Annotated in this window: 20 protein-coding genes; 14 read left to right on the top strand and 6 right to left on the bottom strand. The window is 38.2% G+C overall.

Going from position 1 to position 18,569, the window contains the following annotated elements; genetic code table 11:
* The first annotated feature begins 17 nt into the window (after positions 1-17).
* The 6 genes from U9R83_RS14255 to U9R83_RS14230 all read left to right on the top strand — a co-directional run bounded on the left by U9R83_RS14255 (position 18) and on the right by U9R83_RS14230 (position 5,528).
* A complete protein-coding gene (locus tag U9R83_RS14255; protein WP_115654196.1) occupies positions 18-431 on the top strand; it encodes a DUF4395 domain-containing protein in 414 nt (137 codons plus the stop codon).
* Positions 432-674: 243 nt separating this feature from the next.
* Positions 675-2,198, top strand: coding sequence for a nickel ABC transporter substrate-binding protein (nikA, locus tag U9R83_RS14250; protein ID WP_328575303.1), 1,524 nt, complete (start codon positions 675-677; stop codon positions 2,196-2,198).
* Between the two features lie 2 nt (positions 2,199-2,200).
* Positions 2,201-3,142: a nickel ABC transporter permease gene (gene nikB / locus U9R83_RS14245; protein WP_226555333.1), complete on the top strand. Its 942-nt coding sequence runs from the start codon at positions 2,201-2,203 to the stop codon at positions 3,140-3,142.
* Positions 3,139-3,945, top strand: a complete 807-nt coding sequence (gene nikC / locus U9R83_RS14240) for a nickel transporter permease (protein ID WP_328575302.1) — start codon at positions 3,139-3,141, stop codon at positions 3,943-3,945. The genes nikB and nikC overlap by 4 nt, the downstream gene beginning before the upstream one ends.
* 5 nt (positions 3,946-3,950) lie before the next feature.
* Complete coding sequence (locus tag U9R83_RS14235; RefSeq protein ID WP_014459614.1) at positions 3,951-4,748, top strand: ABC transporter ATP-binding protein; 798 nt, start codon at positions 3,951-3,953, stop codon at positions 4,746-4,748.
* A 9-nt stretch (positions 4,749-4,757) separates the two neighbouring features.
* Positions 4,758-5,528 (top strand): ABC transporter ATP-binding protein, encoded by a 771-nt coding sequence (locus U9R83_RS14230; RefSeq protein WP_115654193.1) that lies wholly within the window; start codon positions 4,758-4,760, stop codon positions 5,526-5,528.
* 65 nt (positions 5,529-5,593) lie between these two features.
* Here the strand turns inward: U9R83_RS14230 and U9R83_RS14225 are convergent, their stop codons facing one another.
* Positions 5,594-5,890, bottom strand: a complete 297-nt coding sequence (locus tag U9R83_RS14225) for a hypothetical protein (protein ID WP_014459616.1) — start codon at positions 5,888-5,890, stop codon at positions 5,594-5,596.
* A 689-nt stretch (positions 5,891-6,579) separates the two neighbouring features.
* Positions 6,580-7,968 (bottom strand): DUF2254 domain-containing protein, encoded by a 1,389-nt coding sequence (locus U9R83_RS14220; RefSeq protein ID WP_328575301.1) that lies wholly within the window; start codon positions 7,966-7,968, stop codon positions 6,580-6,582.
* A gap of 105 nt (positions 7,969-8,073) precedes the next feature.
* Between U9R83_RS14220 and U9R83_RS14215 the strand changes: the two genes are divergently transcribed.
* Positions 8,074-8,520 (top strand): DUF4385 domain-containing protein, encoded by a 447-nt coding sequence (locus U9R83_RS14215; protein WP_226555337.1) that lies wholly within the window; start codon positions 8,074-8,076, stop codon positions 8,518-8,520.
* Here U9R83_RS14215 and U9R83_RS14210 read toward each other — a convergent pair whose 3' ends face one another.
* Positions 8,521-9,834, bottom strand: a complete 1,314-nt coding sequence (locus tag U9R83_RS14210) for a hemolysin family protein (RefSeq protein WP_014459621.1) — start codon at positions 9,832-9,834, stop codon at positions 8,521-8,523.
* A gap of 268 nt (positions 9,835-10,102) precedes the next feature.
* On the opposite strand from U9R83_RS14210, the gene U9R83_RS14205 reads away from it, so the two are divergent.
* Complete coding sequence (locus tag U9R83_RS14205) at positions 10,103-12,136, top strand: Na+/H+ antiporter (protein ID WP_115654189.1); 2,034 nt, start codon at positions 10,103-10,105, stop codon at positions 12,134-12,136.
* Positions 12,137-12,196: 60 nt separating this feature from the next.
* On the opposite strand, the gene U9R83_RS14200 is transcribed toward U9R83_RS14205, so the two are convergent.
* Positions 12,197-12,733 carry a histidine phosphatase family protein gene (locus U9R83_RS14200; protein WP_014459623.1) on the bottom strand — a complete coding sequence of 179 codons (537 nt, stop codon included), beginning with the start codon at positions 12,731-12,733 and terminating at the stop codon, positions 12,197-12,199.
* Positions 12,734-12,996: 263 nt separating this feature from the next.
* Between U9R83_RS14200 and U9R83_RS14195 the strand changes: the two genes are divergently transcribed.
* Positions 12,997-13,878, top strand: a complete 882-nt coding sequence (locus U9R83_RS14195; protein ID WP_014459624.1) for a M23 family metallopeptidase — start codon at positions 12,997-12,999, stop codon at positions 13,876-13,878.
* 29 nt (positions 13,879-13,907) lie between these two features.
* On the opposite strand, the gene U9R83_RS14190 is transcribed toward U9R83_RS14195, so the two are convergent.
* Positions 13,908-14,366 carry a hypothetical protein gene (locus U9R83_RS14190; protein WP_014459625.1) on the bottom strand — a complete coding sequence of 153 codons (459 nt, stop codon included), beginning with the start codon at positions 14,364-14,366 and terminating at the stop codon, positions 13,908-13,910.
* A gap of 154 nt (positions 14,367-14,520) precedes the next feature.
* Here U9R83_RS14190 and U9R83_RS14185 point away from each other — a divergent pair, with 154 nt between their 5' ends.
* The 4 genes from U9R83_RS14185 (at position 14,521) to U9R83_RS14170 (ending at position 17,502) form a co-directional block, all read left to right on the top strand.
* Positions 14,521-15,210, top strand: a complete 690-nt coding sequence (locus tag U9R83_RS14185) for a GntR family transcriptional regulator (protein WP_080564761.1) — start codon at positions 14,521-14,523, stop codon at positions 15,208-15,210.
* Positions 15,211-15,290: 80 nt separating this feature from the next.
* A complete protein-coding gene (locus U9R83_RS14180) occupies positions 15,291-16,322 on the top strand; it encodes a zinc-dependent alcohol dehydrogenase (RefSeq protein WP_014459627.1) in 1,032 nt (343 codons plus the stop codon).
* Positions 16,319-17,080: a glucose 1-dehydrogenase gene (locus U9R83_RS14175; RefSeq protein WP_013083640.1), complete on the top strand. Its 762-nt coding sequence runs from the start codon at positions 16,319-16,321 to the stop codon at positions 17,078-17,080. Before U9R83_RS14180 ends, U9R83_RS14175 begins: the two co-directional genes overlap by 4 nt.
* A 62-nt stretch (positions 17,081-17,142) precedes the next feature.
* The gene (locus U9R83_RS14170; protein WP_014459628.1) at positions 17,143-17,502 is read left to right on the top strand and encodes a hypothetical protein; all 360 of its coding nucleotides are present in this window, start codon (positions 17,143-17,145) and stop codon (positions 17,500-17,502) included.
* A gap of 43 nt (positions 17,503-17,545) precedes the next feature.
* On the opposite strand, the gene U9R83_RS14165 is transcribed toward U9R83_RS14170, so the two are convergent.
* A complete protein-coding gene (locus tag U9R83_RS14165; RefSeq protein ID WP_013057513.1) occupies positions 17,546-17,776 on the bottom strand; it encodes a hypothetical protein in 231 nt (76 codons plus the stop codon).
* A gap of 253 nt (positions 17,777-18,029) precedes the next feature.
* On the opposite strand from U9R83_RS14165, the gene U9R83_RS14160 reads away from it, so the two are divergent.
* The gene (locus U9R83_RS14160; RefSeq protein WP_328575300.1) at positions 18,030-18,542 is read left to right on the top strand and encodes a topology modulation protein; all 513 of its coding nucleotides are present in this window, start codon (positions 18,030-18,032) and stop codon (positions 18,540-18,542) included.
* The last annotated feature ends 27 nt before the right edge of the window (positions 18,543-18,569 follow it).

The following is an 18,569-nucleotide window of genomic DNA, read 5'->3' as shown; positions in this document are numbered from 1 at the left end:
TAAGAAGGAGGAATTCCATGAGCATTCCAAAGCCATTAGTTCAGCTTAATCAATTTTTTGTCGTTATAACGGTTTTGATTGCCTTACTTGCAACAAAATGGCTGTTACTTTTGCCTTTTCTTGTTGGAGTAGTCACACTTGTAACAAAGCGTAATCCTGTAATTATGGCAGGGAAAAAGCTTCTCAAGAAACCTATTTCTTCGTATCAGATGGAAGACCGTGATCAGCAGCTTTTTAATCAATGGATTGCAACGATATGCATCGGGATTGCTTTCATTTCATTTTTACTTAGTTATACGTTTGTTGGCTATGTATTTAGTATAATGGTGATTCTTGCTGCGGGTGTAGCGCTGATGGGATATTGTATAGGCTGCACGATTCGTTATCGATATATGATGTGGAAATATAAAAGAAAGAAACACGCTGTATAAACAAAGCCTCGAGAAGGCTTTGTTTTTTTTATGCTCATTTGTATACGTTATCAATAAATTCAATCATCACAACGAGTGAAAGCAGGTGCTAGAGCACCTGTATCCTTTAAAAACCTTTGTTGACAAAGTAAGGTAAACAAATTAAACTTTTTATGATAATAATAATCGTTACGATTTAAAGGGGGATTATATTTAGAGGCAGTACATAAAAGAAGGATAGTTTTTAATAAAGGAAGGGTTTATATGAGAAAAAAGATAAGTCTGCTGTGCTCAATGCTTGTTACGATAGGTCTGCTGGCTGCATGTTCGGATAACTCCGCAAGTACCGAAGAAAAGAGTGGAAAGAAATCACTTACTTTTGTATCAAATTTTCCAAGCGACACGCTCGATCCGCAGCTAAATTATACAACTGTAAGAGCGGGAATTGCTGAGACGCTAGTCAAAGTGAATGAGCAATTACAGATTGAACCATGGCTCGCAAAGAAATGGAAAACAGAAGATAATGGGACGACCTGGATATTTGAGATTAGAGACGGAATTACGTTTCAAAATGGCAAGGATTTGAATGCTGAAGCCGTGAAACAATCGTTAGAAAGAACGATAAAAGAAAGTGAAGCAATGAAAAGTGCACTTAAAATTAAAGAAATGAAAGCCAGTGGCCAAATCTTGACCATTACAACAACAGAGCCGCTTGCCACGCTGCCTTCTGAACTTGTTCACCCAAACACGGCAATTATTGATGTTGACGCTCCAAATATAAAAAATAAACCAGTCGGAACAGGGCCATTTAAAGTAGCTTCGTTTAAACCGGATAATGAAATGAAAGTAAAAAAATATAACGAATACTGGGGTGGAGAACCAAAATTGGATGAAGTTGTGTTAACATTTAATGATGATGAAAATGCACGAACGTCCGCTTTGCAATCAGGTGAAGCCGATATTGTGTACCGTCCGGCAATTGAAAGCTTAAACATGTTAAAAAAAGATTCTTCTATTGTAGTAGATATACAGCCGAGCCTAAGAAATCAAATGCTTTTGTATAATTCAAGGCAAGAAGCGTTTAAAGATAAAAATGTGAGAAAAGCGTTTGATGTATTATTAAATCCAAAAGATGTTGTCGACACAGCGCTTGCCGGTCAAGGATCCCCGGCAAAAGGTCCATTTTTAAAGAGTTTAGATTTTTCGAACGATCAAAAAACGAAAACCTATGGACCAAGTGAAGCTCAAACATATTTAGAAAAAGCCGGTTATATACTCAAGGATGGAAAAGCAATAAAAAATGGAAAACAGCTTTCTTTTAAGCTTGTTACATACCCTTATCGTCCAGAACTGCCTTTAATGTCACAAATGCTTCAGTCAGAAGCAAAAAAGATTGGTGTAAAAATAGATATTCAACAAGTTGAGAATATGGATGAGTATATGACAACAAAAGATGATTGGGGAATCGTTACATACAGTCTAGTAACCGCGCCGCGAGGAGATGCAGGATATTTCTTTAATGCTCTTTATACGGAGGGAGGAGCATTTAATGTCGGACATTTTCATGAACCAGCATTAGCTTCCATTATTGATGAGCTTAATAAAACCGTTGATCAAAAACAGCGCAATAAGTTAGCAAGACAAGCCGGAGAAATAGCAGAAAAGGAAACGCTGCATTCTTCGATTGTTCACCCAAATAATTTTGTAGCCTATAAAGACAATGTGAAAAATTGGGTTACAACCAAAAGTGAATACTATGTGATAACAAAGGATTTAGATGTGAAGTAGATATGAAATTAATTGGTAAAAGAATAATAGAATTACTCATCTTTTTAGTTATACTATCGTTTCTCAGCTTTGTTTTAATGAAGCTAGCTCCAGGAGATCCAGTTAAGCAAATGCTTCGCGTAGATGACGTGGCAGTTTCTGAGGAACAAATGAATAATTTGAGAACAGAGCTAGGGTTTAACGAACCTGTATATATTCAATATGGAAAATGGCTGACGCGTTTTTTTCAGTTTGATTTAGGATCTTCATACATGACAAAAGAGCCTGTCATCGATGAATTGGTAGAGAAGTTTCCGGCTACGCTGCGCTTGACGGCTGCATCTTTGGTTGTGATGCTGTTAATAGCTGTGCCACTCGGAACGCTGTCAGCACTATATCCAAATAAGTGGATTGATTATCTCAGCAGAAGTATTTCTTTAATTGGAGCGTCTATTCCAAGCTTTTGGCTCGGCCTTTTGTTTATACAGCTGTTCTCTGTACGTCTTCAATGGCTTCCTTCAATGGGTACAGGCACAGCAGCCCATCTTGTGCTGCCTTCTTTAACGCTTGGTTTTGCCATGTCCGCTGTGTATATGCGAATGATTAGAGCTAGTCTGCTAGAAGGATTGAAACAAGATTTTGTACGATCTGCTCGAGCAAGAGGAATAAGTGAAAGCCGCATTTTTATTTTCCACGCGTTTCGGTATAGCTTAACACCGCTTCTGACTATTTTAGGGACAAGCTTAGGCAGTTTGCTTGGAGGAACGGTCATCATTGAAGTGCTTTTTGCTTATCCTGGAGTTGGAAAATTAGTTATTGATGCGATTATGAATCGTGATTACCCTGTGATTCAAGGGTATATTTTGTGGATGGGCTTGTTTGTTGTGTTAATCAATTTACTTGTGGATTTGAGCTACAAATATGTAAATCCCCAGCTCTATGTAAAGGGAGGGGATAAAACGTGAAAAAGCCGCAGCTTCCTTTTGTAGTAATAAGCGTGTGTGGTATTATGCTTATTTTATTTTGTCTGTTTGGAAGTCAGCTAACACCGATGGATCCCACACAAGTCAATATGCAAGATCGGCTTCAAAGATCCACCGGTGATCACTGGTTAGGAACTGATCACTTAGGCAGAGATCTCTTTTCACGAATCGTAGCTGGAGCTCAGACCACAATTGGGACTAGTTTTCTTGTCTTAACTCTTTCTCTTTTGATTGGAGTACCTGTTGGCTTAGTTTCAGCGTATATTGGAGGGAAAATAGACCGCTTTTTAATGAGAATTGTAGACGCTTTTTTAGCTTTTCCTGACTATATTGCAGCCATCGTCTTAAGCGGACTGTTAGGGCCTGGATTATTTAACTTAATTGCTGCGATGGTTATTGTAAAGTGGGTTAGTTATGCAAGGGTAGTGCGCAGTATTGTACTTCAAGAAAAGTCAAAAGAATATGTGCTGATCGCTAAATTAAACGGAGTGGGAACATTACCTTTAATCCTGCGCCACTTTCTTCCTCATGTGGGAGGACATATTCTCGTGCTTGCTACGCTGGATATAGGGAAAATTATTTTAATGATGGCTTCACTATCCTATATTGGACTAGGGACTCAGCCGCCTACTCCGGAATGGGGAACGATGCTAAATGAAGGCAGGACCTACTTTTACAATGCTCCGCAGTTAATGTTGATACCAGGTGTGGCCATTATTTTATTTGTGCTGACGTTTACAGCTTTAGGTGAATATATTCGAGGGAAATATCAAGTTAATCGATAAAAGAGGTGGTCGTCATCGTTTTAGAAGTAAAGCATCTAGCCATTCATAATAAAACAAAACAAATCGTAAAAGACGTTTCTTTTATAATCGAGCAAGGACAGTGGATGGCGCTTGTTGGAGAAAGCGGAAGCGGTAAAAGTATCACTGCTGCTTCGATAGGAGGACTGCTGCCTTCAGGTGTAACGCTTAAAGGAGGATCTATTATCTTTAAGCAGAAAGGAGAGGCGCCTATCCTTGGAAAAGATATTTCGTATATCTTTCAAGACTATCGAAGTGCTTTTACTCCTTTTTTAACAATTGGAAAGCAGTTTGATGAAACGATTCGTACACATAGTAAGCTGTCTAAAAAAGACAGGAAAGCCGCCATTTTTCAGGCTTTAAAAGCTGTGAATTTACCTAATGAACGCGTATATAAAAGCTATGCTTCTCAGCTGAGCGGAGGACAGCTTCAGCGAGCAGCGATTGCTTTAGCGCTGGTGATGAAGCCTGCCTTGATTATCGCAGATGAACCAACTACGGCTTTAGATAGCGTGGCAGCAGCTGAAGTTCTTCAGCTGCTGTATAAGCTGAAAGAAGAAGCAGGCTGTGCCATTCTGTTTATTACCCATGATTTGCGTCATGTGCGGAAATATGCAGACCGAGCAGCCATTATGCTAGAAGGAGAAATCGTGGAAGAAAATAGTATTGAATCTTTGCTTCACGCTCCGCGTCACGTTTATACAAAAAAACTGTTTAACGCCATTCCTTCTTTACAGAAAACGCCTGATCGATTATTAGATACGCAGAAAAAAGTGTTGGTATAGGAGTGAAATATGAAAGAAAAAAGTATATTACGCGTCACGCAGCTTGTGAAACAGTATAAAGACGTTAAAGCGCTAAATAATGTTTCCTTGTATATCGATAAAGGGGAATGTGTAGGGATTGTCGGAGAAAGTGGAAGTGGAAAAAGTACGCTTGTAAAAAGTGTGCTAAGGTTAACAGAAATTCAGCAGGGAGAAGTATGGTTTGCAGAGAAACCTCTTCACCGGTTAAAAGGAAAAAAAATGCAGCAAGCTCGTCTAGGCATGCAGGTTGTATTTCAAAACCCAGCGGCTTCTTTTAATCCGAAAGTGAAAATCATCGACTCTTTGCTAGAGCCTTTGCGGCAGCAGCGAACCGTCCCTTCATTTTTATCTCATGTTAGCAAGAATGAAAAAGAAATCGCTTTCTATTTGTTAGAAAAAGTCGGACTCAGCTCGGAATATGCGCTGAGTTATCCTCATGAGCTCAGCGGCGGACAGCTTCAGCGTGTAGCGATTGCGCGTGCCATTAGCGTAGGTCCGTCTCTAGTGCTATTAGACGAACCAACAGCTAGCCTTGATGTTACAGTACAAGCGAAGATTTTGAATTTATTAAAAGATTTGCAGGAGACGTTTCAGCTATCTTATTTGTTTATTTCGCATGATTTAGCAGCAGTAAAATTTATGAGCAGTCGCATGATGGTTATGCAGCAAGGCGAGGTTATCGATCAATTTGACCGTGCACAGCTATTTGATAAAAACAGGCATCCCTATACAAAAAAGCTTGTGCGTTTATTTGAATAGAAAATAAAGCTCTTCGTTTAATATACTAAACGAAGAGCTTTTTTATAAATGAGAATGAGACAAAGTCAGGGACGCGGCGGTGGAGTATGCATATGGATAAAGTGATAGCCTGCTTGAAAGAGCATGATAAAACTAATGCTGAGTACAATGAGAGGAATTAGTTTGTTTTTTCCACGTTCTTCATATAGTCCGGCTGCGCTTAAAAGGAAGCCAATAGTAGCTAATGGAGGAGAGACGCGAAAGAATAAATCCGCAGCGGTAAACGCTTGGTTTGTATATTTATAATAAAAAAATAGACCTGTAATCAATAAAAATAGTCCAATCCAAAACAGCGTAAGTTTTCCAAAAAGGGTTTTAGGCACTGCGATTTCACTCCTTTTGTCAGTCAAGTACCATAAAATACTAGCATAAAACGTTCTAGCTTGCATTAGAGAAAAAGAACGTGAGTTATACAATATGTGTAAAAAAACAGGTTTGAAGTAGGAGGAGATGAGGTATTCAAAGCGCTTCATGTAAAAAAATACATATCGTTGGACCTGTTGGAAGTGGAAAAACAGCTCTTGCCCGTTTATTATCCCATAGATTAAAAGTTCCTCACTACGAACTTGATAATATTATGTGGGAACGAACACATGAAGGAGATAAAAGAAGAAGTGAAGCGGATAGAAAGAAGTGTTTACATCATATTGCAGCTTCAAAGGAATAGATCGTAGAAGGTGTACACTATACGTGGGCAAATGAAAGTTTTAATGAAGCTGATCTTATTATTTTTCTTGATACCCATTATCTAAAAAGAATATGGTTTATTATAAAAAGGTATGTTCTGCAAAAAGCTAAAATCGAAAAAGCGAATTATGCACCCACATTTTCTATTTTTATTAACATGTTTCAGTGGAATTCAGATTTCGAAAAGCAAAGCAGACTTAAAATTTTGCATATTCTTCGTACGTCATATAACGATAAATTTATAATAGTGAAAAAGAGAGAAGAGATAGAGCACTTCATACCCTAAGAAAACGCCGCTCAGTTGATGAGCGGCGTTTTTTTGTTTTTATCCTATCAGTATAGAAGTGCATTTTTTATCACAAGCTTTTGCAAGGTTTTTGAGAAGCTGATTGAGAAATTCTTTGTCCATTTTAAGCCACTCTTCTTTTTGCAGACCTTCTACGATATAGGAAGAAAAAACCCATACGTCGTTTTTGATGGCAGAGCGATTTGTTTCAGCGATTATGGTTAATGCCTTAATGATAGCAGACATCACGGAAACATCTTCTTTTCCATAATGGCGAATTTGATAGAACGCTTTGTACAAATAATCCATAAAAGAAGGTTTTTCTAGCAGCACTCGAATGCGTCCTTCTTCATCGCAATAATAAGGAGAAGAAGAATAGCTTTGTCCGAGTTTGATAAACACTTGGGTGAGCTGTTCAATGCAGTTAATGGCTGTTTCAGGATCATTAATAGCTGGTGAAATAGCTCTTAACGCAATTTCACTTATTTTTTGAATACCTAACTTTACGTCTTGGATCGATTCTTGATCATTTGTAATAAACAAGCAATGAAGAAATCTTTCACGTTCTAACGATTGATTGTGAGTGATCACAGTTAACAACGGTGTGTCCACTTCTACATACTCACCGGGTGCTTTTTCCAGTTTAACAATGACATTTAATTTAGATGCTAGTGCTGTTAAGTGGTTGAGTTCGATATATTGAATATATCCTTGTCTGTTACTTCTAATTTGCAGCGTGTTTTCACTATCGAAATCAAGCTGTATTTCATTCTTTGATTGGGGGTGCTTTTGTTGTTCTAGCCGTCTCTCTTCAATGGTAAGCATCGTTTTTTTTGCAATGTTTGAAATTAAATTTCCAACTTTAATCCAGTTGATGACGTGGTGAATCAAAAACACAAACATCCCTAAGCAAATGAATGCTACCACAATCGCTAATGAAGGAACAATAAAAGTATTGCTGACTTGGTTGCTGCGAACTTGAATGAGCAGTACGAGCACGTATACGTATCCACCGATAAAAGTGCCAAGTACACGCTGAGTTTTGGCATCTGTATTAAAATTCTGAATCGTTCTAGGAGAAAACTGACCTACAAACGTGGTCAGTACCACCAAAACAGAAGAAAAGGTAATCGTCGTCATCGTTAATAAGGAATTTGATACTGAACTTAAAATAGTATGAGCCAGCTCTTTATCCGTTAGAAACACGGAAGGAACTAACTTTAACCACTGTTTGTGAGCCGTCAAATATCGATCTAAAAATGTACTAATAGTGGCTAAAACAAAAGCAACAATTCCGTATATAGAAGGAGTAATCCAAAAATTAGCTTTTATTCGATTTTGCTGTAGCTTTATTGACATAACGAAATCTCCCGTATCATGATTTAATAAGTTCGGACTTCTTTTAGTATGAAGAAAAAAGTTAGCCATACTTATCCACCTATTATTACCCGCACCTGCATGTGAAAAACTTCTTTAAGAAAAGTTTTATCATTCATTTGTAAAGGGTAGAGATCAAAAAAGGAGGGGAGAGCCGTGGCATTTGATTATTCACTTGACTTTGAACATATCGATTTTAGAAAACATCCTGAAAAGTATAGAGTAGGAAAAGGAGAACAAGGAGTTCTCCTTGTTGAGCCATATAAAAGTGAAATTCTTCCTCACTGGCGTTTTCGTACACCTGAAATTGCTGAGGAATCCGCCGACGCCATCTATCAGCTTTTTTTAACCTACAAAGAAAAAAGCGATTTTGTTGGAATGGACATGGCCCGGAAATTTCTTCAAATGGGATACACGCGATCGAGGCGCTACGCGAACTACAAAGGCGGAAAGAAATACAACAAAGACGGAGAGCGGAACGAACGGCAAATTGATGAACGAAAAGCAGAATCGGCATCTATTTTTATGAAAAAATGGAAGGAGGTACGAGAGAATAAAGAGTATTTGCAAATGAAAAAAGAGCATCAAAAAAAGTACGGATAATTAGCTGGTATCCGTACTTTTTTCCTTTGTTATTTCGATTCGTTTAATATGGTGATGTTCAATATCAATGACTTTAAATGAAAAACTTTCGTTTTTGATGCTATCACCTTTAGCAAGGTCAAACTTTTCGGTCAGCATCCAGCCGCCAATGGTATCAACATCTTCTTGTTCAATATTTGTTCCGAGTAAATCATTTACTTCTTCAATCAACACCTTCGCATCTAGTACGTAGTGATTTTCATTAATTTTGTGTACGTCCGGTATTTCATCATCATCAAATTCATCACGAATTTCACCAACAATTTCTTCTAAGATATCTTCTACCGTTACAAGCCCTGTTGTTCCTCCGTACTCGTCTATTAAGATGGCCATGTGAATTCTGTCTTTTTGAATTTTAAGCAATAAGTCGTAAATGGCGATGGAATCAATAACTTGAATGATGGGTTTCATATATGTTTGCACGGTACGCGGTTTAATATCATCTTCTTTTATGTAATCCGCTAATATTTCTTTAATATTAACTAATCCCACCACTTGATCTTTGTTTCCATCTACCACTACTGGATAGCGAGTATATTGCTCTACTCTAGCCATTTTTAAGAATTCTTCTATCGTTTCATCTGCTGATACGCTAACAATTTCTGTACGAGGCACCATGATTTCTTTAGCCGTACGATTATCAAATTCAAAAATATTATTCATGAACTTAAACTCCGATTGATTAATTTCACCGCTCTCATAGCTTTCAGATAAAATAATTCTAAGCTCTTCTTCACTATGAGCTACTTCATTTTCAGAAGCTGGCTTCAGGCCAAATAATCCGACAACGCCTCTGGCTGAGTGGTTTAAAAGCCAAATAAACGGATAAAGTAACTTAGAAAAAAGAATAAGGGGACGGGAAAATAACAGCGTCACTTGTTCGGCTTTTTGAATCGCCACCGTTTTGGGCGCAAGTTCTCCAGCTACCACATTTAAAAATGTGACAATCGAAAAAGCAAGAACAAAAGATATGACATGCGAAAGTGATGTAGCAAAAGGAAGCATGTCAATAAGCGGCTCTAATAAATGACCTACCGTAGGTTCACCTATCCAGCCTAGACCTAGTGCGGTAACCGTAATGCCCAGCTGTGTGGCTGAAAGATAACCATCTAAATTTGATACTACTTTTTTTGCTGCTAAAGCGTTCCGGTTTCCTTCTTCAATTAACTGGTCGATTCTAGTCGACCGTACCCTAATGACGGCAAATTCCGTTGCAACAAAAAAGGCTGTTAATATGATTAATACGATGAATAAGATGACATTTACTGTTTCCAAATTTATCTCCTTACCCCGTTGAAACGGATAAGGGAACACCTCCTTTATAAAAGTTTGATGAGCTGATTTATATGGTAAATAAAGAATATCATGTATACTGTTCCCTTAATCTCCGTAGAAATAAACTTACCGAAAAGAAAGAGCACTTTTTAATAACCCGCAACATTTTTTGGCAGAAAAAGCGTAAACTAAACACTATAAAATGAACGAAAAGAGATAACGTGAAACTTTAAAAGGATGTAAATAGAAGTAGGAGTCGATTGTTTTTATGGAATTTTTTCTGACGATATTAGTCTTATTGGCTTTGATTGGTCTATCTAATATCATTAATCATTTTGTACCATTTATTCCTGTTCCATTAGTTCAAATAGCTTTGGGAGCAGGGCTTGCTATCTTGCCGTTTGGCGGAGATGTCCATTTGGAGCCTGAATTATTTTTTATTTTATTTATTGCCCCGCTATTATTTAATGATGGGAAAAACGTGTCAAGAGCTGCTCTTTGGAAGCTTCGTACACCTATTTTATTACTAGCGCTGGGACTGGTTTTTGTAACGGTGGCAGTAGGGGGATATCTAATCAATTGGCTCATTCCTTCCATTCCGTTACCGGCTGCATTTGCACTAGCCGCTATTTTGTCCCCAACAGATGTAGTGGCTGTTGGAGCTATGGCGAGCCGAGTAAAGCTGCCTAAGCGAATTATGCATTTGCTGGAAGGCGAAGGGCTGATGAATGATGCCTCTGGTCTTGTAGCGTTTCAAGTAGCAGTAGCTGCTACCGTAACGGGCGTCTTTTCGATAGTAGATGCTACATTTCAGTTCCTTTGGGTAGCGCTAGGCGGTTTGTTTGTAGGAGCATTTATCGCTTTTCTGATTATCAGACTGCGTGTACTTGTTCGACGTTTAGGAATGGAAGATATTACGATTCATATGTTAATACAAATTCTAACTCCATTTGTTGTCTTCTACATTGCTGAGCATTTTCATTTATCAGGAATCTTGGCAGTTGTAGCAGGTGGCATTGTGCATGCGATTGAGCGCGACCGAGAGGAATCACCTAACCAGCAGCTTAAAGTAGTATCAAAAAGTACTTGGACGGTTATTTTATATTTGTTAAATGGTTTGGTGTTTGTACTGCTTGGTCTGCAAATACCAAAAGTGGCGAAAGCAATTATTCAAGATCCAAACTTTAATAATGGACAAGTGCTTCTTTATATTTTGATTATTACTGTCTTTTTGCTTGTACTACGATTTATTTGGGTGATGGTGTCATGGTCAGTAGGCTGGTATTACAAAAATAACAAGCATCTAAAACCTGAGCCTCGGTCTATTGGCATTATTACGGTTTCAGGTGTACGAGGAGCTGTTACGTTAGCCGGAGCGTTTTCGATTCCATATACGCTTGATAACGGCAGTGATTTTCCGGAACGCTCTCTGATTATTTTTCTAGCAGCAGGCGTTATATTGTTAACCTTAGTTGCGGCAAGCATTCTTTTACCTGTTATTGCGAAAACAGAAAAGGCGCCGAAGAAGCCTGAGCGCAATACAAAAGAGGTTAAAGCACGCATCAAAGTGCACAAAGCTGCTATTCAGCGGTTAAAAAGAGAAATGACCGAGGAAAATCGTGGAGCAGCCCTTTCGTTAATTTCAACGTATAATACAACGATTAATAACATCATTGTTAAAACTCATCCTTTAGAAGCCTCTGAAAACAAACAGTATGAAGAAGAAATTCGATTGCTGGCTCTTCAGGCCAAGGGGAAATTGGTGGAAAAGCTATTAAAAGAGGAAAAAATAGACCGTGAGACAGCGTATATTTGTTTGGAACATACGCACAAGCTTGAAATGGCTGTAACCAATCGTGTAAGGTACAAATTATTGGTGAGCTGGATGAGGTTTAAAAAAGTTTTATTATTATTAGTCCGAATTTTTTCACCGAATAAGCAGGCTTTAAGAAAACAAAGCTTGCGAAGAAGAAGCAAAGTGAACAAAGTACGTATTCAAATGATGGAAGAAGCAATAAAGGTCATTAAAGAAAATATGAACGAAGAAAATCGAATGATTTCACTTGCTATCATTAGTGAATACCATAGATCCATGGCAAGACTTAGAAAAGAGAGTACGGAGTATAATTCAGGCAAACGTAAAAAAGCAACGAGAGATTTATGTTATAAAGCGTTTCATACCGAGCGGGAAACGGTGCAAGAACTTTATGAAAAAGGAGAAATCACGCGTGAAATCGCTCATAATATCCGAAAAGATATCGCTTTGCGTGAAGCATTAACAATTGAAGAAAATGGTTATTAAAAAGTCGCAGGGACTGACCTCTGCGACTTTTTTATGAATGTTTTTCTAGTAAGCTTCATTCTATTGCTTTTCAAAAAGATAAAGCTTTCCGTTAACAGCAATATCAAACCGAGGCCCTTTAAAGCCGCGTTTTATAAGTTCTTTACGCATAAACTTCATAATGCCTCCGTGGCTGACAATCAGCAAATCGTCTTCTGACTCGGAAATAGCGCGATCTAGCACTGCTGCTACTTTTCTCTTAGTCTCAGACATATCTTTACGAGCTTGTTTGTTGATGAGTCCGGACATGCGAAACAGTAATGCCCAGAGAATAAAAGGAAGTTTAAATTTTAATGGAATAATAGGCATAGGTATTTCTCTAAGTTCCGGAAGAAGAGTAATCTCTTGTTTATAAATATGCTTTGCCGTTTTGTGTGCTCGTGGCATATCGCTTGAAAAACAGCGTTTCCATTCAATATTATTCAAATCAGTCTCTCCATACGTAATATCTGATTCATCATATTCCTGAAACCAAGCCACTAGTTCATCGGTGGATAAGCGGTGATTCTCTGGAAGCCCTTTGTTTACTTTGTAATGACGTACTAATGCTACTTTCATTGTGAAATCTCCTTAAAATCTAAGCGCCAAAAACACTTACTCGGCGCAGCTTGATTTTCTTATTTAACGTTATTTTCATCATGCTGCACCTCCTTTCAAATATTTGTAAAATAAGTATAAGATGGATTGAGAAAATTGTAAATACGGCATAGAAGAAGATTTTGAGATAGAATAATTGGAAAATGAAACCTTTTTATAACATAAAACGTATTACTTATAGATAATTCAAACAAATTGAAATACATATAAAAGGGTGGATTACAATGATGGATACAGAGAGAAAAGTGAATATCAGAGAAGAGTTTGGAACTTTATTTGCAGAAGGGGACTTTAAGAAGCTTTATGATTGTGTAAGCGAAGAATTTAAACGTCAAGTTTCACTTCAGCAATTTTTGGAGCAGAGCAAATTGTTTAATCAAGGAGAACAGTTCTACAGACTAGAAACAAATCTTTATTTAACCCCTCAAATTGAGCAGTTTATTTGGATAAATTCTACGCAGACAAAAACCATCAGCGTTATGTTTGATGAACATAACATTATACAAGCACTTGTGCTTGCTCCTATAGAATCATCTTCAGAGAGAGAGCGATGGAGTACAAACAAATATACAATGCCGATTCAAAGTGAATGGTTTGTCTATTGGGGAGGAAAGCATGAGGTGTTAAACTATCACCATCCAGTCGAAAACCAAAGGTATGCGTATGATTTAGTCGTGCGAAAAGGAAAGCAAAGCTATAAAAATGATGGAATGAAAAACGAAGATTACTATGCATATGGAAAAAAGGTTGTAGCTCCGCTTGAAGGAGTCGTTATCGCAGCAGCTGATGGCCAAGAAGATAATGAAATAGGACACACGAATAAAAAAAATCCTTTAGGAAATCACGTTATCATTGAGCATGAAGGAAAAGAATACAGTGTGCTTTCACATTTGAAGAAAGGGTCGGTTTCTGTGAAAAAAGGAGACGTGGTTCGTAAAGGAACGCTGCTCGGAAGGTGTGGAAATTCTGGGAATTCATCCGAACCCCACATTCATTTTCACGTCATGGATGCCGCTGACATCGAAACGTCAAAAAGTTTGCGAATTCAGTTTCATGCGGCTATTGAACCGATTCGCGGAGATACAGTTATTCCATTTTTCTATTGATTAAAAGCCATAGCGTTTGCTGTGGCTTTTTATGCAGGGATTTCCTCAAATATAAAGTCAAGCAGCCGTTGAAACAAGTAAAGAATAATGGCTACAGTAGTCATGACAAGGAAAAGCCCAAAATGACTAATTTCATACAGATTATAAAGCCCGATTTTAGCGAGAAAAGGAACAATAACATAACCATGAATCAAATCCAAAATCACGTTAACAATTATGTACAAGATAAACCCGGGATACGTAAGGTAAAAGACAAAGATTGTAATCACAATATGAAGGCAATAAATCGTTGCTCCCATGCTAGTAAGAAAAAATACGTTTTCTTGAACCGTCCACCAGTGCATTTTTTCCGCTACTTGATAAGCGATTGTCATCATTAATGCAGCAAACAACCCTACAGTAAAAAATCGTTTAACTCGCTGTTTATCAAGAAGCAGCAGTAAAAACCATGGAATAACAAGAATCCCCCACAATATAATTTGATTCATTCATCTTCCCACCTTTTATTTATCAGTAGTTCTTAGTGTAAGAAAGAATTGTAAAAATATACATTTTATAAAGAAAACGTTTACAAGTAGCTTTCTTATCTATATACTAAATCTTGAATACTTGTATACAAGTTGGCTAAGGAAGTGATGACACATTAAAAAGGTAACCTACCCGGAAAGATGGCTTCGGGGAGCCTCCCTAGGAGAACAAGTTGTAAGCAAATTGAGAATTCAAATTATGAGTGGCGAGCTGAAGAAAGGAACCATACTATCGGAAAATCAGCTCTCGGCAGAGTTTGGAATGAGTCGATCTCCTATAAGAGAAGCGCTGCGGACCCTTTCAAACGAAGGACTAATTGATTTACAGCGAATGGGAGCAGTTGTTATTGGTTTAACAACTAGGGATTTAAACGAGCTGTACGATGTTCGTCTGCTTTTAGAACATTTTGTCTTAGAACGTTTATCTGAAGTTAATCATGATTCGCTTATTAAAAAGCTGGAGCAAAGCATTGATCAAATGAACATGGCAGCTAAATACGATGACTATGTAGAGTTTGCTTATCAAGATTTGCGGTTTCATGAGCTCGTGATTATCGAAGCAGACCACAAGCGGATATTAAAATTGTGGGAAAGCATCCGTGAAATTATTTTAGCTGCTCTTTTAATTACGACTGAAAAAAGGTTTCGAGATGATAAAGCAGCTGTGCTCCCACTGATTAAGCAGCATCATGAAATGATTAAGGCATTAAAGTCTCAAAATACAGAACGTATTCAAGATGAAGTGAAACGTCACTTTGAAGACACGCGAAATACGATAACAGCTTCACTTTTGAATGAAGCATAAAAAAGGGATAAAAGATTCAAAATGTTTTTGGACCTTTTTCTCTTTAACTTGTCGACAAGTATACAAAAGGGGATTGAGAAATGAAAGCAGGTGTCTACGTTTCAAAAGCAAAAGCCGTTATGCAGCAAAAAGCGAAACCGGTTATAAAAGAAGGAGAAGCGCTTGTAAAGGTATCTCATGCTGGAATTTGCGGAACGGATATGATGATTTATTTTGGAAAACACCCCAGAGCACAAGCACCACTTATTATGGGGCATGAATTCAGCGGAGTGATAGAGGAGATCCGAGGAGAAACGGAATTTTCTTTAGGTGACCGGGTAGCAGTTGAACCTACGCTTAGCTGCGGAACATGCGAAGCCTGTGTAAGAGGACAGTTTCACGTTTGTAAGAAGTTAAAACTAATTGGTATTGATCAAGATGGAGGATTCGCACAGCACGTGGCTGTTCCAGTGAACCGCCTTCACCTCTTGCCAGAGAAACTGTCTAGCGATCATGCAGCTCTTGCAGAACCTGTAGCGGTTGCCGTACATACAGTAAGACGCTCGCGCTTGAAAGTAGGAGACCAAGCTGTCATTTTAGGGGCAGGACCTATTGGACTGCTGATCGGGATGATTGCGAAACGAGCAGGAGCAAAAAAAGTAATGATCTCAGATATTAGTTCTTATCGCTTAACTAAAGCGAAAGAACTTGGCTTTATACCAATTGATGCAGCGAAAAAAGACGTTGTAAAAGAAGTGCGTTTGCTTACGAATGACGTCGGTGCAGACGTTGTATTTGAAGTAGCCGGAAATCAAATTACAGCAAAACAAATGGTTGAAACAAGCCGTATTCAAGGAGAGATTGTAGTGGTGAGCGTATACAAAAGCGCTCCAGAAGTAGATTTAGCAGCGATGCACTTTAAAGAAATTTCATTAACTACAACGAGATGTTATACAAGGGAAGATTTTCAGACGGCTATTGATTTACTGGCAAACGGTGAAATAGAAGCAGATTCTTTAATTTCTCATAAACTGCAGCTTGAAGATATTCAAGCGGGGTTTGAGTTTATGCAGCGGCCTGATGAATCACTTAAGGTTTTATTTGCACCAAACGGAGAGGAGAATGAACAATGACAGTAGATTTGTTTTCTTTAGATGGTAAAGTGGCAGCGATTACAGGAGCAACAAGAGGAATTGGAAGATCAATGGCGATTGCTTTGGCAGAAGCAGGTTCGGATATCGCTCTGCTGCAGAGATCAAAGGAATTTCTTGGAGTAAAAGAAGAAATTGAACGTCTGGGAAGAAAATGTTTTATTGTTAATTGTGATCTAGAAAACGCTTCTGAAGTAAGCGAAGCGATCTCATCGGTTGTTGCTTATTTTGGCAAGCTCGATATTTTAGTGAACAACGCGGGCATTCAAAGACGTTCACCCGCTGTAGACTTTGCAGAAGAAGATTGGGACGCTGTTATGAACGTTAATTTAAAAACCGTATGGCTGTTATGTCAGCAGGCGGGCCGCCAAATGCTTAAACAAGGAAGCGGAAAAATCATTAATATGGCATCTTTGCTTTCTTACCAAGGAGGTATTACCGTTCCAGCTTATGCCGCAGCAAAAGGCGGAGTTGCTCAGCTTACAAAGGCTTTATCTAATGAATGGGCAGCAAAAGGCGTAAATGTTAATGGAATTGTACCAGGGTACATTGCTACTGATATGAATGAAGCACTTATTAACGATGAAACGCGCAGCAGACAAATTATTGAACGTATTCCTGCAGGAAGATGGGGACAAGCAGATGATTTTAAGGGAGCGGTCGTCTTTTTAGCATCTGATGCGTCTGCTTATATTCACGGGCACTTGCTTGCCGTAGACGGAGGATGGCTAGGAAGATAACGCATGAACCAATAAATTTTTTCATATCATGAACAAACTCGATTAAAAGGGGCGTTCATGGTATGAAAGTGTGGGTATTGAATGTTGGTATTGCTGTCACAGTGCTGACAACTGCTTGGGCGGTGTATACAAAGCCTGAAGAGAAAGAGGTTTCGCTAGTTTCTTACAATCAGTTCTCCATAGCTGTCCCAAAAGAAAGCAGCGACTTTGAAAAAGAGTTAAAATCAGCTTTGACGCAGTATGGTTTTCAAGAGGTTAGAGTGCTGAATGACTATGCGGAAGCTCAAGTTCTCGTTCTTCTGCCCGCCGAACAACTTTCTTCCTATAAGAAGAAGGAGGTTCAGCAAGTCGTAAATCAACTTGCCAAGCAGTATCACGTTAATCCTGATGTAGTTAATGTTCAGTTATATGAAAAAAAGTAAAAGCCTTTTAGAAAGGGGAATCCCCCTCTATAAAAGGCTTTTTTTACTCTTTTTTCTTCTCTTGTTCAGCGAGCTCTTCTTGTCTTTTAAAATGTGATTTTCCTAACGCATACACAAAACTAAAAAACAAAGGAAGTAAAATAGTCAACAGCACAAGGCGAGTAAGCATATCGCCCAAGTCATTTCTCGTTAAGTAAATATTAATAGCTGCGATGACAATATAAATAAAAATCCCGAGGTTTCGTAAAAATCTCTTTAGCATAGATGCATTCATTTTTTTCACCTTACTTTTATATACTCACATTTAAGGTAAAGGAAACGATTAATAAAAGCAACCTATTTACTACAAAGCAAGAAGGAATACAGAAATTTATGATGAATGTTTATATGTTATCTGAAAATTATGCGAATAAAATTGCTAACATGAAGCTTCTTTATACAGCAGTCTGCTTTTAGTACACCGAGTCAGTATAAACAGTTGCCTTCTCTTCAATTAGCTTTATTTTTTAAAAAGGTAAGGTGATGAGATGAAAAGAGTGCTGGTAATGGGCGTTTCTCCAGGAGTAGGAAAGTCCACATTTGCCAAGAAATTAGGGAAAAAGCTTGATCTAGAAGTACATCATTTAGACAGCCTGTATTGGCAGCCGGGCTGGGCGGAAAGAGACAATGATAGTTTTAGAGAATTGCAGGAGCACATTGTAAAAAAAGACAGCTGGATTATCGACGGGAACTACAGCAATTCGTATGACCTGCGAGTGAAGCGTGCAGATACCATTATTTATTTAGAGCTTCCGCTAATCGTTTGTGTGTACCAAGTGATAAAGCGGAGGATTGTATATGCAAGAAAAACGCGTGAAGATATGGCAAAAGGATGTCCTGAAAAAGTAGATTGGTCATTTTTTACATTTATTCTTACGACGTACAGAGAGCGGCAAAAAAAGATGAGAAAACGGTTTGAAAAGCTTAGAAACGATGAGGATTGCAAGGTTTTTATGCTGATGAATAGAAAGGACATCGAAAACTATATACAAAACCTATAGGTGGAGTACGAGCTGAATTTTGAACAA

It is taken from the genome of Priestia sp. LL-8, assembly GCF_036227845.1.
Lineage (GTDB): Bacteria > Bacillota > Bacilli > Bacillales > Bacillaceae_H > Priestia > Priestia zanthoxyli.
Note: the sequence above shows the minus strand (reverse complement) of the source record. Positions and strands in the feature narration are given on the sequence as shown.